Origin of the sequence: Salinivibrio sp. PR6, assembly GCF_001995955.1 — a bacterium.
Classification (GTDB): Bacteria; Pseudomonadota; Gammaproteobacteria; order Enterobacterales; family Vibrionaceae; genus Salinivibrio; species Salinivibrio siamensis.
This window is the reverse complement of record NZ_MUFA01000015.1, coordinates 1-15,153: the sequence shown is the minus strand read 5'-3', so window position 1 is coordinate 15,153 and position 15,153 is coordinate 1. Positions and strand designations below refer to the sequence as shown.

Genomic DNA, 15,153 nt, shown 5'->3' with positions numbered 1-15,153 from the left:
GCACTTTATCTTGATAGCTGTAGTGCCTTTATGATCGACCCCAATATGCTCCCCGTTTATTTAACCGCGGTTGTCGCACTTTTGCTGGTGCCCGGACCGGATATGTTGCTAATCGTGAGCGCAAGTCTCAGCTATGGCAGACGGGTTGGTATGGCCGCAAGCTTGGGTAATGCAACGTCAGGATTGATCCTTACCGTGTTAGCCGCAACCGGCGTATCGGCCATGATTGCGATGTCGCCAACGGCCTTAACCATTCTGCAATACGTGGGGGCAGCGTATTTACTCAAAATGAGTGTCGATACGTGGCGCGCCCGTCCAACAGACAGCGCCGAGCTCGCTCATCATCAAGGCATGGGCAAATACCTCTATAAACGCGCGGTTATGACCAACTTATTGAACCCAAAGGCGTTACTGTTTTTTGTGTTGTTTTTACCGCAGTTTATCTCGCATCAAATTCAAGCCTCGTCCAGCACGCAATTACTAACGCTTGGTCTCCTCCTCAACCTATTAGGGCTCGCGTTTAACCTGCTTTTAGTGGCAATAGTCGGCAAGCTTGGCAGTGCAATGCTCACCAATACCCGTGTCCAAATGTATCAGCATAAAATCATGGCATTGGTTTTTGCGGCACTCGCGGTCTGGCTTTTTACCCAACAGTCGTTGTAATCCATCCACTTAGCTGGGTAAAAAACCGACGAACCAGACGTTGAGCGATAAAAAGTCAGACAGTTGTCTGATATATTATACCGCTGTCAGTCGTATAACTGACTTTGGTTCGTTGGTGGCGTCTAACGCCCTTGCCTTTATCGGATGGATTCGGTCACGTGTTTAATCTTCACCTTCCCACACTGACTCTGGCTTACATCAGTGTGTTCTGGCTACTCACCATTGGCGTTTTGTTGATTGGGTGGCAGTTTAATCAGCACAAAGATATCAAGCTTTGGGGACTGGCTTGTCTGCTGATCTCAACGGGCACGTCGGTGTATAACATTGGCAATGTCACCGAAACGTCGGGGCTCGTCTGGATTGGCACCACAGCCGCGATCTGCTCTCATATTCTGGTGTGGTTAGGCACGCAATCCTTCGTGGGCAGGTCCTCGTCGTGGCGGACGGCTTCGCTGGCAGCACTCTTGGGTGTAGGGGTTTATACACTGATTCTTGCCAATCATATTCCGCTTGCGCTCCGTATTACTTGGTACTGTGCGTTTTACGTGGCAATGCACCTTGCGGTTTTAAAACTCATTGTTGAGAGCCCAGAGAGAAAGCGGATAGGTTTTACTCTCTATGCGTCCGTGCTCTTCCTCTTACTGATACTTTATGGACTTCGTGCCTACTTCGCCTTTGACACACCGATGGAAAACACCGGCCTATCTCAACGTTATATCGCCGTGTATTACTTGATCTTAATGGCCGAGTTCGTCAAGTTTATGACCTTCATTTACCTTTGTTTTGAGCGACTGGAGTACACACTTTGTCAACTTGCGCTCCGTGACACTCTGACACAGCTTCCGAATCGACGCGCCTTTATGACGCAATCCGCACAGTGTCTCCTTTCTAACCAGCCGAATGCCCTTATCCTTGCTGATTTGGATAACTTCAAAAGTATTAATGATGTATATGGTCACCTTGCTGGCGATCAGGTATTGGTCGCTTTCAGCCAACACTTAGAACGGATCACCCAACAAGAAGGGGCGTTTTGCGCCAGAACGGGAGGTGAAGAATTTATTTTGCTACTCAGTGGCCAGTCTGTGCGTCGCGTACAAGAAATAGCGCTACAGCTGAAACGACAAATCGAGGCATGCCAGGTGACGACCGAACATGGCCATCACATCCAGTTTACGGTGAGTATCGGCGTCGGCATCAAGCGCCAAATGCAATATGTTGCGATGAACCAGTTATTTGAGTGCGCAGATACGGCTTTATATGAAGCCAAGGCCCGCGGGCGAAACCGTGTAGAATTTGCGTTAACTGAACATCGTGATGCGCCCTCCAGTGTGTCACCAACATCCAACCAATCGCCCATCAGCCAAGAAACTGATAATCCTTCTCTGCCTAAACGTTATCTCGAGCGTCAATCTTTGTCATAATAGGCGTTCAGCCCGTAATAGGAGAACGTGTAATGGATGAGAACACCGCCACGCTACTGAATCTGCGTGTCATTGAAGTCAGCGACTATCAACCCTTAGCAGAGTTGATGGATCTCGTCTTCCCGGATGTCGGCGGTGCTTGGCCTAAGAGCACGATCATGCAACTGGTCACCGCTTTCCCGGATGGCCAGATATGCATTGAAGATAATGGAAAAATCGTCGCCGCCGCGTTAACGCTAAAAGTATCCTACAACCGCTTTTCACTGCCGCATACCTATGCCGACATTATCACGGATGACGGTGTGGTATTCCACGACGCAAAAGGGGATGCACTGTATGGCCTCGACGTGTTTGTACACCCGGATTATCGTGGCCATCGCCTTGGCCGTCGACTTTACGAAGCGAGAAAAGATCTGTGTCAGGCGCTGAACCTAAAAGCGATCCTCGCCGGCGGCCGTATACCTGGTTATCACAAACACAATGATGTTTCGGTGACGGATTATATTAATAAAGTCAGAAGAAAAGAGATTCACGACCCGATCCTTTCTTTCCAGCTATCTAATGACTTTGATGTTAAGCGTTTGATGAATCGCTATTTGCCCGAAGACGATAAGTCGGCGGGCTATGCCACACTGTTGGAGTGGGATAACTTCTTCTATGAAGAAGATGCCTCCTCCGTGCATGATATTGAAAAAACCATCGTCCGCCTCGGGGTCGTGCAATGGCAGATGCGTCATGTGCTCTCAGTGGATGATCTTTTGAATCAGGCCGAATTCTTTGTCTCATCCTTAGCCAACTACCAGTCAGATTTCGCGCTCTTTCCCGAGTTCTTCTGTGCACCATTGATGGGGCTTGCACCTGATAAGCGCTCCGTCGAGGCAATTCGCTTTCTCAGTGAATTTACCCAGGCGATTAAGCAACGTTTTTCGCAATTGGCCGTCACCTACAACATCAATATTATCGCTGGCAGTATGCCCGTGTTGGAAAATAGCAAACTGTATAACGTCTCCTATTTAATGCACCGCGACGGTAGCATTGATGAGCAATACAAAATCCATATTACGCCGCACGAGCAACGTGACTGGGTGATCGATGGCGGGGATACGGTCAAAGTCATTGAAACCGACGCGGGCCGAGTTGGTATTCTCACCTGCTATGACGCCGAGTTTCCTGAGTTGGGGCGTATTCTTGCTGAACAAGGTGTACAGATCCTATTCGTGCCCTTTTGGACCGATACCAAGAACGGTTATTTACGCGTGCGCCTTTGTGCCCAAGCACGAGCGATTGAAAACGAGTGTTATGTCGCGATCGGCGGCAGCGTGGGCAACCTTCCTCGGGTAGATAATGTGGACATCCAGTACGCTGAGTCTGCGGTATTTTCACCCTCGGATGTCTATTTTCCGCACGATGCGACACTCGCGGAAGCCAATGCCAATACCGAGATGATGATTTTTGCAGATGTCGATTTAGACAAGCTCAAAATGCTGCATGAACGAGGTTCGGTAACGAATTTGAAACACCGCAGGCCCAAGCTCTATGCCAGCCATTTAAGCCAAGAGTAGCCTTAATACAGCCCTGCCGAATGCGGGGCTTTTATTCGTAAGCAGGAGACAAAAAGACTAGATTTCCATGCACTCTTGCCAAAAGCTTCTATCCTTACTCAACAGACTGCTTGTTTTTTAGCCAATGTGGCGTTGAGGTGAGATCATGAAGCTCAAATATAAAATGCTAGTCAGCTTACTGGGTGTGGGTTGCCTCCCCGCGTTAATCATTAGCTTGCTTTCTCTTCATACCGCCTCGTCGTCACTCGAGCATCAAACGTTTAGTCAGCTTGAAGCGTTGAGAGAGGTAAAAAAATCAGCGGTCACACGCTATTTCCAAACCGCTGAAGGGCAGATAATTACCACCGCGGAAACCCCTTCCGTGTCCAACGCCATGGCCAGCATGATTGATGCCATGGACACACTTCCTTCTCGTACCGCCCAAACACGTTCACAACTGACCAGCTATTATCAGCGTCACCTCATTGACCCACTTGATGAGATCAGCACAGAATCACTCCCCAAGGCGAGAGATTTGGTGAACAACCTAACGCCACAAGTAGTGGCGCTACAACAAGCCTACTTAGTCGACAACCCTTATCCCATGGGAGAAAAAGGCGCATACCAAACCAGTGGCCAATTGCCTCAGTACGATCAAGCTCACCAAGCCATCCATCCCTATCTACGTGATGTTCAGGAAAAGTTTGGCTATTACGACATCTTTATGATCGAAGCAAGCCAAGGACACATCCTTTACTCCGCCTCCAAAGAACTTGATTTCGGCACGTCGCTAACAACAGGTCTGTTTAATACCTCTGGCCTGGCCGACGCTTTCCGTCAAGCGAAAACCTTAGCGGATGGCGATACCGTGATTATTGACTTTTCGCCCTACACAGCCTCGAACAACGCGCCGGCAGGGTTTATGGCATCGCCGATTTATCACAACGGTAGCGTGATTGGCGTGCTCGCCTATCAATTCCCGATAGATAAGCTCAGTGCCATTATGGCAGAGCGAGATGGACTGGGAAACACAGGCGAAACCTATCTCGTTGGCCCTGATAACTTGATGCGATCAGACTCCTTCTTAGATGCCGAGCATCGATCGGTCTTCGCCTCATTTATGCACCCCGCACAAGGTCGCGTTGAGACGCTTGCCGTTGAGCGTGCGATGCAAGGCGAAACAGGCATTGATGTCATTAACGATTACAACGGTAACCCCGTGCTCTCTGCCTACGCACCGCTAACCGTCAGTGGACTCAGCTGGGCAATCATTGCGGAAATGGACGTCAAAGAGGCGTTTGCAGCACTCAACGAACTACAAGGACTCATCGTCACCGTGTTGGTAATTGCGGTGGCCATGATCGCAGTCACTGCCATTCTGTTAACACGTTCGGTTACCCGCCCGATAGGTGGCGAACCGGCTGAGATGGCCAAGATAGTACAAACGATTGCCGACGGCGATCTAAGAGTAAGCTTTGACGCTAGCCCCAACGCAACGGGGATCTATCGCTCCATGCGTGCGATGGCAACAAACCTCACCACCATGGTGTGCGATATTATTGGCGCCACTAACCAACAAGCAGCAGCGGCAGAGCAATTATCCTCCTCGAGCGTGCAAACACTCACTAACTTTGAAGCCCAAAACGCACGAACAGAACAAGTGGCGGCGGCAATGGAAGAAATGACGGCCACTGCCAATCAAATTTCCTCCAGCTCCGCCTCGACAGCCGATGCCACCGAAAAGGCGCGTTCACTTATCCATAGCGGAGACCAACAAGTGACCGAGTCTGTCGATGCGCTGCAAGATCTTGTCACGCGTCTCAATCACGCCAAAGAAAAAACGGATGCGCTCGGGCAAAGTGCTGAGGATATCTCCAGCATATTGCAAACTATTGGCCAAATTGCTGATCAAACCAACCTGTTAGCATTGAACGCTGCCATCGAAGCGGCACGCGCGGGTGAGCAAGGTCGCGGCTTTGCCGTCGTCGCCGACGAGGTGCGAACGCTGTCGCAAAGCACGCAACAAGCCACAAGCGAAATCACACAGCTAATTGAAAACCTTCAGCACAATTCCAACACCACGACGCAGGCTATCTCAGAGAGTGCGACGACCGCCAACTATGTGTCGGAACGTGCAGAAGCAAGCTTATCATCGCTCAAACAAGCGGTGAACGCGGTGGACGAAATTGCAGACATGGCGATGCAAATGGCCAGTGCCTCAGAAGAGCAGTCTCTCGTGGCAACTGAAATCAATCAGAACTTAGAAGAAATTAACACCATGACCGGTGAAAACCGTCAAGCCATGGACCAAATCACTCAAGCCACACACAACCTCAGCGAGCTGTCTCATACATTAAAAGGTCACACGCAAAAATTTCAGTGCAAACAAGCTTAATTGAGCGGCATAACGTGCTCTGAGTACTAATCGCACTGACTTTGTTCAAGGTCAGTGCATTTACTGGTGTAAAGGATCACTCTCTTGGTAGAATCAACCCGTTTCTGCGTAAGCGTTATTAAGAGAGATTCCGAATGGGACGAAGTTTTGAAGTTCGTAAAGCGTCAATGGCGAAAACCCAGGGCGCGAAAATTAAGGTTTATTCAAAGTACGGTAAAGAGATTTACGTATGTGCTAAAAATGGCGGCTCGGATCCTGAGAGCAATCTATCACTGCGTCGTTTGATTGAGAAAGCGAAAAAAGATCAGGTTCCAGGTCATGTGATCGACAAAGCGCTTGATAAAGCCAATGGCACAGGTGGTGAAAACTATGAAGTGGCGCGTTATGAAGGCTTTGGGCCTGGCAGCTGCGCGGTGATTGTTGATTGCTTAACGGATAATAACAGCCGTACTTATATGGACGTACGCCAGTGCTTTGTGAAAAACGATGCGAAAATTGGCACGCCCGGTGCGGTGTCTCATATGTTTGAGCACCAAGCTGTTTTCCAGTTTAAAGGAGATGATGAGGAAGGCACGCTTGAAGCCTTGGTCATGGCTGATGTGGATGTGTCAGACATCGAAGCAGACGAGGGTATCATTACAATTTTTGCCCCTCACACAGAGTTTTTCAAAGTGAAAAATGCGCTAAGTGACTATCTTGGCGACACGCCGATTGATCTTGAAGAGATCACCTTTGTGCCTCAAATCGACACTCAGGTCAGCGGCGAGGATGTTGAACGTTTTGAAAAGTTCCTCGATATGCTTAACGACTGCGACGACGTCCAAAATGTCTACCACAACGCAGAGCTAATCTAAGCACAATAACTAAGCGCCATGTCATCATGGCGCCTTATCGCTCACCCAGTTGCGTGAGTAGCATTTGCGAAAATAACGCCCAGTTTTGACGAAATCTATCATCCCCCTGCAGTACATAACTTTGCAAACCCGCACCAAGGAAAAAGGCATCCACGACACGAATTGCCGTATCAATCTGATGCTGCGGAATCTTCCCCTGATAAAAATACTCAATCGCACGCGTGTATTCCGTTAAACCATGTTGAGAAAAGCGCTGAATAGCCACCCTAAACTGTTCATCAAATAAGGCTTGGGTTGTAAAGCTATACATCGCTTTCATCGCATAAGGCTCACATTGCATGGTGAGGTACAAGGTATCCCCTGTCACTTCGAGATAACTCTCAAAATCATCAAAATTTGCAGGCTCGGCCACAGCAAGAAACATAGAGATTAATTCATCAACCGCTGCATATTTGACGGCATCAAGGTTGTCAAAATGATGATACAGCGCCCCTTTGCTGATTCCGGCTTTCTTCCCTAATTTTGTTGCCGTTAATGCAGCAAGCCCCTCATTTCCAACGATTTCTAGCGTTGTCGAAAGAATGTGTTGGCGCATAGCACGCGACGCAGTTTCGTTTTTGTTCATCGTTTTTTGATCAAAAGTGAAAGTCCAGATGAAAAAATAAAACATACCGAATGTTCATTCAAATTTTTTCGGGCAAAATGTGACCGATAACCGAATGATTTCTCAACACAGAAGCGTCGGAAGAAAAAAGAGGATGAAAGTGGATGTTGTAAAATAACAGAACAAGGCTCAAAGACAGGTTCAAACGCAATGGCTACAATGAATAGAGGCAGAACTGATAAGAGGTTAAGTAAGTGATGAAAAGAGTGTGGGCGTTGCTGTTAACACTAGCGGTTGCATGGCCGGTGAGCGCTAAGACCACGTATGTGGTTGGCGTACAGAGTTTTTCACAGTATTACCCGTATTCAGCCTACTCTAACCGTAACTATTCTGGCTTTAACCGAGAGCTGTTGGATATGTTTGCCAATGAATACCACTACCGTTTCGTCTACAAAGCGCTTCCCCTAAGACGCCTTTACCGCCGCTTTGTCGAGGGCGCTGTCGATCTGAAATATCCAGACAGTCCAGATTGGAGCCCAGACATTAAAAAAAAGGTCAGTGTGACATACAGTGATCCTGTGGTGAGCTACACGGATGGCGTCATGGTTATTGACCAACACTATGGCCGGCCTTTGGATGAATTCCGTTTTCTCGGTGTGGTAGCCGGATTCACTCCCCACCCTTATCAATCACGTATCAGCGCCGGAAAAATACGTGTCGATGAAAGCTATCAATATGATTCGCTGTTAATGAAGGTAATCAGTGGTCGCGTTGATGGCGGCTACGCCAATATTGACGTCGCACAGTTTTATCTTGACCAAATGGGCCTCAAAAAAGGCTCGGTAAAGTTTGATGATACCCTCCCACATGTGAAAGGAACTCGTCACCTTTCAACAATTCACTATCCAAAACTGATTAAAGAATTTAACCAATTTTTAGCCGATAACCAAGCCAAGATTACTGAACTAAAAGCACGTTATGGGCTTGAGTGATTGAGGTTTATTTCTTCATTTCAGTCCACAGTGCTGTATACTCGACACGCCATTTCAGGCAGGATGATGTGGTTGAATCAGAGAGAGAAGAGTTGCTTTGCGTAATCAGCTTATCAGTTTAGATTTGTTTTATGCCATTGAGCACCTTATGCCCGGAAAGCGCACTGCCGCGTTATTCCGTCGGTCAATTAAACACCTCCCCGTGACCACTTTGGCGCTTACCCATTACGACTCCGCCGCAGGGCTTCAGCTCGCATTATTCCGTCATTGCCGTAACTATGTGGCTTTTACACAAGGCAAGCCCATTTCGCCTGATTTTGATTTCTCTGGTACCGCCGAGCAAATATTGGCTGCCGAATCAGTGATGAAAGCCTTTATTCGTGGCGCCTACTGGTGGGTGGAATATCATATGAGTCTGTATCGTGACGATTGGAGCCAAGAGCAGTCTCAACGTTGGTTAAAGGATTTACGTTTGCTGGTACAAGTCATTATCGGTGTCGGGAACTGTAACAATGCTGAATTTTTGATCACACACCGAGGCCCTATCCAAGCCCTGACTTACGATACACACCTCGAGCCTTTTCTCACCAATTATTAATCATCCAGGCACGCGCCGAGATCCGAGTTTGTCTATTGATTGATCATCCCACACTGCTTTCGCTATTTCGTCACGTTTATTCGCTAGCCTAGGCCCATGACGATGACACAAGGTTCACCATGAAGCGATTAAAGCGGTATCAATACGAGCGGTATGCCATTTTATGCCGCGCCTCTTATCCTACCTTTTTTAATCACACGCAATACGGCTTCAGTCCGAATGGACGACGTGATATTTACGACCGCTGGGGGCGCTGTATTATTCGTGTACTCTGGCGAGATGATGACGATGTGGTGGTGGTATTTCGTGGCTCGCAAACCTTGTGGGACTGGCTAGTAAATTGTGCCTGTGGTCCTAAGCGTATTCGCATGGCTAACACTTATTGTTACGTACACTGGGGATTTCACTACTTACTGACACAAAAAAGTTTACCCTGGCAACAGCACAAGCGTCGTTACCAAGCTATGACCACGAGCCAGTTTGCTGATGTCGCACAAGCGGCGGATATGACTTCCTTAGACGGCGATACGGTGCTCGATAAACTCTGCTCCGCCCTGTCGCCTTTGGTTCAGGCCAACAAAAAAGTCTCTTTTATTGGTCATTCGTCAGGCGGCGCGATGGCGGTTATTGCCGCGGCGATGCTTCAACCACAAATGGGCAGTGCTATTAAACGCATCGTCACCTTTGGTCAGCCTGCCGCTGGTATGTGGCGTTTTAAGCGGCATTATCCCTTTCATACCAAAACTTATCGTATCTGTTGTGATGTCGACATCATTACCTTCTTACCCGGAATTCCTTTTCTGTATTGGCATGTCGGTCGGCTTCTATGGCTACATGAGAACAAAATCTATACCGACACGTCGTCACTGATTCGCGTGCTCAGGGTTTTATTTAGCTGGCTCGCACGCCCCATCGCGTATCATTACATGGATAAATACATCCGACGCAAAGATTACTTTGACCAACACTAATTGGCCTGTACCAACCAATACGTGATCTTGATACCAGCTTCCTTCACTGTCCCAAGACTGTCACCCAGCAGTCACCCCGTTTTCATATTGCCTCGCCACACTTTCGACCGGCTTTGCGATGTACTTTTTGGCGCATCGCTATCACCTAAATCATAAATACGATAACGAACAGAAAGGAATAATTGTCGTGAGCAAGCATATTGACCAACGTCCGCTGGACGCAGAACCCGAATTCAATCGCTTTATTGATGCCGCCGTAAGTCGTCGCCGCTTTTTACAAGGCGCGGGCGCCGCTAGTACGGTCGCTTTTTTTGCCGCTAACCCTGTTGCCAAAGCAGTGGCTGGCAGCATGAGCAAAAGTGAACTGATAGGCTTTGACGCAATCCCAACCTCAACCGCTGATACAGTCAAGGTGCCTGCTGGCTATAAGGCAGACGTACTGGTGTCTTGGGGCGATCCTATCTTTACTAATGCGCCTGCTTTTTCGCAACAAAACAATGCCGATGCGCAAGCTCAGCAGTTTGGCGACAACAACGATGGCATGACATTTTTCCCGCTCGCCAATGATCGCGCCCTGCTCGCGGTCAATAACGAGTATATCAACGATGAGTATTTGTTTACGCACGGTGGAGAAAACATCTCAGCCGATGATGCGCGCAAATCGCAAGCGGCGCATGGCGTCTCTTTGGTCGAACTCAAAAAAGTCGATGGTCGCTGGACAATCAATCCGCAAGGTCGCTTAAACCGTCGTATTACCGCTTATACAGAAATGGCAATGACAGGTCCCGCCGCCGGCCATTCACTGCTCAAAACCGCGGCTGATCCGTCGGGTAAAATGATCCTCGGCACTTTTAACAATTGTGCCAACGGCGAAACGCCTTGGGGCACCTATCTGACCTGTGAAGAAAACTTTAATGGCTATTTTGCTAGCGAAAAAACCGTCACCTTGGGCAAAACCTATCAGCGCTACGGCATCAGCGATACCGATTGGGGATACGATTGGTACAAGCACGACGAGCGCTTTGATGTCGCCAAGCACCCCAATGAGCCCCACCGCTTCGGCTGGGTGGTCGAAATTGACCCTATGGACCCCAATTCGACCCCGAAAAAGCGCAGTGCACTGGGTCGTTTTAAGCACGAAAATGCCGCGCTAACGGTCAATGATGATGGGCATGTTGTCGTGTATATGGGCGATGATGAACGTGGCGAGCACCTATATAAATTTGTCTCTGAGGGAAAATACGATCCGAGTAAAGGTAGCGCTAATCGCGATTTGCTCGAGAACGGTACCTTATATGTCGCCAAATTTACCGGCAGCGACGACGAGCTCAAAGGTCAAGGGGAGTGGTTAGAGCTCACCTTTGGTAAAAATGGCCTGACCCCAGAAAATGGCTTTCCCGACCAAGCCAGCGTGCTCATTTTTGCCCGCGAAGCCGCGACGCAAGTGGGTGCAACCACCATGGATCGTCCTGAGTGGGTCGCCGTGCACGCCGACAACAAGCATGTCTTCTGCACCCTCACCAATAACAAGTACCGTGGCGTGAAAGACAGCCAACCATTAAATGCGGCCAACCCACGCACCAAAAACCCGTATGGCCATATTATTCGCTGGGCACCGACCCAAGGCGATCATACTCAGCCTACTTTTGAGTGGGACATTTTCGTGATGGCCGGCCATCCTGAAAAGCAATCTGGATTGATGGCGGGTACCGATAACATTAATAAAGACAACATGTTTAACAGCCCAGATGGTATCGGCTTTGATCGTGCCGGTCGTCTTTGGATTCAAACCGACGGTGATTACTCCAACGAGGGAGACTTCGCTGGCATGGGCAATAACCAAATGCTGTGTGCCGACACGCAAACGGGGGAAATTCGTCGCTTCCTTACCGGGCCAACATCGTGTGAGATCACGGGACTGACCTTTACCCCTGACTCACGCACTATGTTTGTGGGTGTACAACACCCAGGCGCCCATTTCCCTGCAGGCGGTGACGCCATTCCTCGCTCTTCGGTCATCATGATCACCAAAGAAGACGGTGGCGTAATCGGTACTTAACCCTTCATCGTCCAATGCTCTAAGCCTTACTTTGTTAAAACAGCCCAGCCCTTGCCAACGCAAGGGCTTTTTCTCTCCTTACCTCTCAATTGAGTCGCTCAATTTTTATACGCCACTGCCAACTATTAACTATATTTATAAAGGGAATATGTAACGATCGTGCACCAAACTGTGTCCAGCGCGTTGATAAAGTGACGTAATTGAATATAAATCAAAACGTTGGCGTGATGCAGTTGCCGAGGAGAGCCGACAGCATGGCGACAGAGACACAAGTCACCGAGACACAAGGAACGGTTGCTGCCGTTCAACCTGATGGCCAAGTGCGTCAGATAGAGGCAAATCAAACGGTTTCGACGGGAGAGCTCGTCACCGCGGTGGGCAACGAGCCCGCCTCAGTGCGCCTTGAGAATGGTGTCGATACCAACCTCGCCTTATCTGCCTTGCTTGTCGGCGAAGATGAAGACGATACGCTGGTACAAGATTTACCTGAGGATGTGCTTGAAATCATTGAAGCCATCCAACGCGGTGAAGATCCCAATGCGATTGAAGATGCCGCCACCGCAGCCGGTGCAGCGGCCTCAGGGTCTGCCATCACGGCCATGGCAATCATTGAAGCGAACGGCCGTATTGGCGAGATCATTGCGGGTTTCCAAACTGAGGGCATTACCAACCCCGATGGTGGCATTACCGACGAACAGCTTTTTGCTCTAACCGCACTAAGATTGGCAAGTGCTGACGCCGTATTCCCTGCCGCAGATACCAATGAAGCGCCGAGCGCCGAATCGCTCACCTTCAGTACCGACGAAGATCAACCCCTGGTGCTAACGCCCAATCAAATACTGCAGCAAATCAACGATCCAGACGGCGATATCCTCACCATTGTTTCCATCACCAGTGGCAATCCAGATGTCGAAATCGACGAAGATGAGTCTGGTAATATCGTCATCACACCACCGCCCAATTTCAATGGCGATCTTGATCTCACAGTCATTGTTTCCGATGGCCAAGCAGAAACCCCGTCCGATATCACGGTCACCGTGAATCCCGTCAACGATGCTCCGACGCTGCAATTTTCTGCCATATCGGTCACTGAGGATGCGGTCGCGGCCGGCGATACCGTCGGCACTGTAACGGCGACGGATATAGAAGACGATGTCCTCACCCTATCGTTGACTGACGGTGGACAAAACTATGTCGAGTTGCAGGGTAATAATGTTGTTCTCACTCAGGCAGGCGTAGATGCAATCAATAACGATGCACTAGATATCGCCTCGCTGACATTTACAATCACCGCCTCAGACGGCGAAGCGAGCACCTCTCAAACCTTCACCTCAGCAGTGGAACGTATTGACGATCCCGCATCCATCACAGGTGATACCTCAGGCACGCTCTCGGAGGGGGAAATCGATGGCTCTGATGGAAGTTTGATAGCCAGAGACTCGGTTTCCGGTACCTTGTCGATCACCGATCCGGACGATAGCCCAACGTGGATCGATAGCACGCAATCCGGCCAGTATGGTGAGCTCGTCTTCACCAATGGCAACTGGACCTACACCGCAGACAGCGATGCTGTGCAATCTCTTAGCGAGGGTGATGCGGTTTCGGATAACTTCACTGTGACTGCATCAGACGGCAGCAGCCAAGTGATCGCGATAACTATCACAGGTACAAATGATGATCCTGTGATTAGCGGCCAAACCCTTGGCGATGTTGTCGAAGACAACATTTTAGAAGCGACAGGATCTCTCAGTATTTCGGATGCAGATGGTAACAATGCGCCGAGCTTTTCCGATGGCAATGTGTCCGGTCAGTACGGTGAGTTATCACTGATGAATGGTACTTGGACTTATACGCTGGATAACAACAGCAGTCTTGTTCAAGGTTTAGATGCCGGTGATCAGGTGACGGACACCATCACCCTCACTGCAAGCGATAACACGCAACAAAATATCGTCATCACCATTACCGGCACCGACGACTTACCTGAAGTCACCGGTAGCTTTACCGGCTCAGTGACCGAAGGTGACGTGGGCGATACCGCAGTAACTGCCACGGGCACCATTGCGATCAGTGATGTGGATAGCGACGACAATCCGACGTTTGCCGATACCACTGAAGCGGGGACTTATGGCTCGCTAGAGCTGGTCAATGGAAGCTGGACTTACACCCTTGATCAGTCTGCGGTGCAGCATTTAGATGCCGGCGATCAAGTTACCGACACCATTACCCTGACAGCAAGCGATAACACCCAACAAGATATTGTCATCACCATTACCGGTAGCGAGGATGCCCCAGAAGTGACCGGTAGCTTTGTCGGTTCCGTGACCGAAGGTAATGAAGGTGATGCTGCCGTGACTGCCACGGGCACCCTTGCGATCAGTGATGTCGATAGCGACGATAATCCAACCTTTGCCGATGTTACACAGGCAGGCAACTATGGCTCGCTAGAGCTGGTGAACGGCAATTGGACTTACACCCTCGATCAGAGCTCAGTACAGAATTTAGATGACGGCGATCAGATCAGCGACACCATCACTCTGACCGCCTCTGATGGCACAGAGCAAGATATTGTCATCACCATTACAGGGACGGACGACACCCCTGAGGTCACCGGCAACTTTACCGGCTCAGTCACCGAAGGCAACGTGGGCGATGCCGCAGTAACTGCCACGGGTACGATTGCAATCAGTGATATCGATGGTGACGATGCACCCACTTTCGCCAATACCACTGAAGCAGGCACCTATGGCTCGCTAGACCTAGTTAACGGCAACTGGACCTACACCCTCGATCAGTCTGCCGTGCAGAACTTGGATGCCGGCGATCAGGTGACCGACACCATCACCCTCACTGCAAACGATAACACACAGCAAGATATTGTTATCACCATTACCGGCACCGACGACTTACCTGAAGTCACCGGTAACTTTACCGGCTCAGTCACCGAAGGCAACGAAGGCGATGCGGTCACTGCCACCGGTACCATTGCGATCAGTGATGTCGACGGCGACGATACACCGGCCTTTGCCGATACCACTGAAGCGGGGACTTATGG

Annotated in this window: 11 protein-coding genes; 10 read left to right on the top strand and 1 reads right to left on the bottom strand. The window is 49.6% G+C overall.

Annotated elements, in window-relative coordinates; all coding sequences use genetic code 11:
- Positions 1-30 precede the first annotated feature (30 nt).
- The 5 genes from BZG72_RS12260 to BZG72_RS12240 all read left to right on the top strand — a co-directional run bounded on the left by BZG72_RS12260 (position 31) and on the right by BZG72_RS12240 (position 6,874).
- Positions 31-663: a LysE family translocator gene (locus tag BZG72_RS12260; protein WP_046075986.1), complete on the top strand. Its 633-nt coding sequence runs from the start codon at positions 31-33 to the stop codon at positions 661-663.
- Between the two features lie 158 nt (positions 664-821).
- Entirely contained in the window at positions 822-2,084 is a 1,263-nt protein-coding gene (locus BZG72_RS12255; RefSeq protein WP_077666905.1) for a GGDEF domain-containing protein, read from the top strand.
- Positions 2,085-2,116: 32 nt separating this feature from the next.
- Positions 2,117-3,646, top strand: coding sequence for a bifunctional GNAT family N-acetyltransferase/carbon-nitrogen hydrolase family protein (locus BZG72_RS12250; RefSeq protein ID WP_077579272.1), 1,530 nt, complete (start codon positions 2,117-2,119; stop codon positions 3,644-3,646).
- Between the two features lie 145 nt (positions 3,647-3,791).
- On the top strand, positions 3,792-6,020 hold the full coding sequence (locus BZG72_RS12245) for a methyl-accepting chemotaxis protein (RefSeq protein ID WP_077666904.1): 2,229 nt from the start codon (positions 3,792-3,794) through the stop codon (positions 6,018-6,020).
- A gap of 134 nt (positions 6,021-6,154) precedes the next feature.
- Entirely contained in the window at positions 6,155-6,874 is a 720-nt protein-coding gene (locus tag BZG72_RS12240) for a YebC/PmpR family DNA-binding transcriptional regulator (RefSeq protein WP_046075989.1), read from the top strand.
- Between the two features lie 34 nt (positions 6,875-6,908).
- On the opposite strand, the gene BZG72_RS12235 is transcribed toward BZG72_RS12240, so the two are convergent.
- A complete protein-coding gene (locus tag BZG72_RS12235) occupies positions 6,909-7,544 on the bottom strand; it encodes a TetR/AcrR family transcriptional regulator (RefSeq protein WP_077666903.1) in 636 nt (211 codons plus the stop codon).
- A gap of 188 nt (positions 7,545-7,732) precedes the next feature.
- Here BZG72_RS12235 and BZG72_RS12230 point away from each other — a divergent pair, with 188 nt between their 5' ends.
- From BZG72_RS12230 to BZG72_RS16205, 5 genes are all read left to right on the top strand, one after another.
- Positions 7,733-8,470 carry a transporter substrate-binding domain-containing protein gene (locus BZG72_RS12230; RefSeq protein ID WP_131828034.1) on the top strand — a complete coding sequence of 246 codons (738 nt, stop codon included), beginning with the start codon at positions 7,733-7,735 and terminating at the stop codon, positions 8,468-8,470.
- Between the two features lie 97 nt (positions 8,471-8,567).
- Positions 8,568-9,068: a hypothetical protein gene (locus BZG72_RS12225; RefSeq protein ID WP_077666901.1), complete on the top strand. Its 501-nt coding sequence runs from the start codon at positions 8,568-8,570 to the stop codon at positions 9,066-9,068.
- Positions 9,069-9,187: 119 nt separating this feature from the next.
- Positions 9,188-10,039, top strand: coding sequence for a lipase family protein (locus BZG72_RS12220; RefSeq protein ID WP_077666900.1), 852 nt, complete (start codon positions 9,188-9,190; stop codon positions 10,037-10,039).
- A gap of 187 nt (positions 10,040-10,226) precedes the next feature.
- Positions 10,227-12,098 (top strand): PhoX family protein, encoded by a 1,872-nt coding sequence (locus BZG72_RS12215; RefSeq protein ID WP_369795718.1) that lies wholly within the window; start codon positions 10,227-10,229, stop codon positions 12,096-12,098.
- A gap of 254 nt (positions 12,099-12,352) precedes the next feature.
- The coding region (locus tag BZG72_RS16205) for a VCBS domain-containing protein (RefSeq protein WP_198930068.1) at positions 12,353-15,153 on the top strand (2,801 nt) is incomplete at its 3' end.

Coding starts and splice junctions, on each gene's coding strand:
- BZG72_RS12260 (WP_046075986.1), top strand. CDS start 31: ATGATCGACCCCAATATGCTCCCCGTTTATTTAACCGCGGTTGTCGCA.
- BZG72_RS12245 (WP_077666904.1), top strand. CDS start 3,792: ATGAAGCTCAAATATAAAATGCTAGTCAGCTTACTGGGTGTGGGTTGC.
- BZG72_RS12220 (WP_077666900.1), top strand. CDS start 9,188: ATGAAGCGATTAAAGCGGTATCAATACGAGCGGTATGCCATTTTATGC.
- BZG72_RS12250 (WP_077579272.1), top strand. CDS start 2,117: ATGGATGAGAACACCGCCACGCTACTGAATCTGCGTGTCATTGAAGTC.
- BZG72_RS12235 (WP_077666903.1), bottom strand. CDS start 7,544: ATGTTTTATTTTTTCATCTGGACTTTCACTTTTGATCAAAAAACGATG.
- BZG72_RS12240 (WP_046075989.1), top strand. CDS start 6,155: ATGGGACGAAGTTTTGAAGTTCGTAAAGCGTCAATGGCGAAAACCCAG.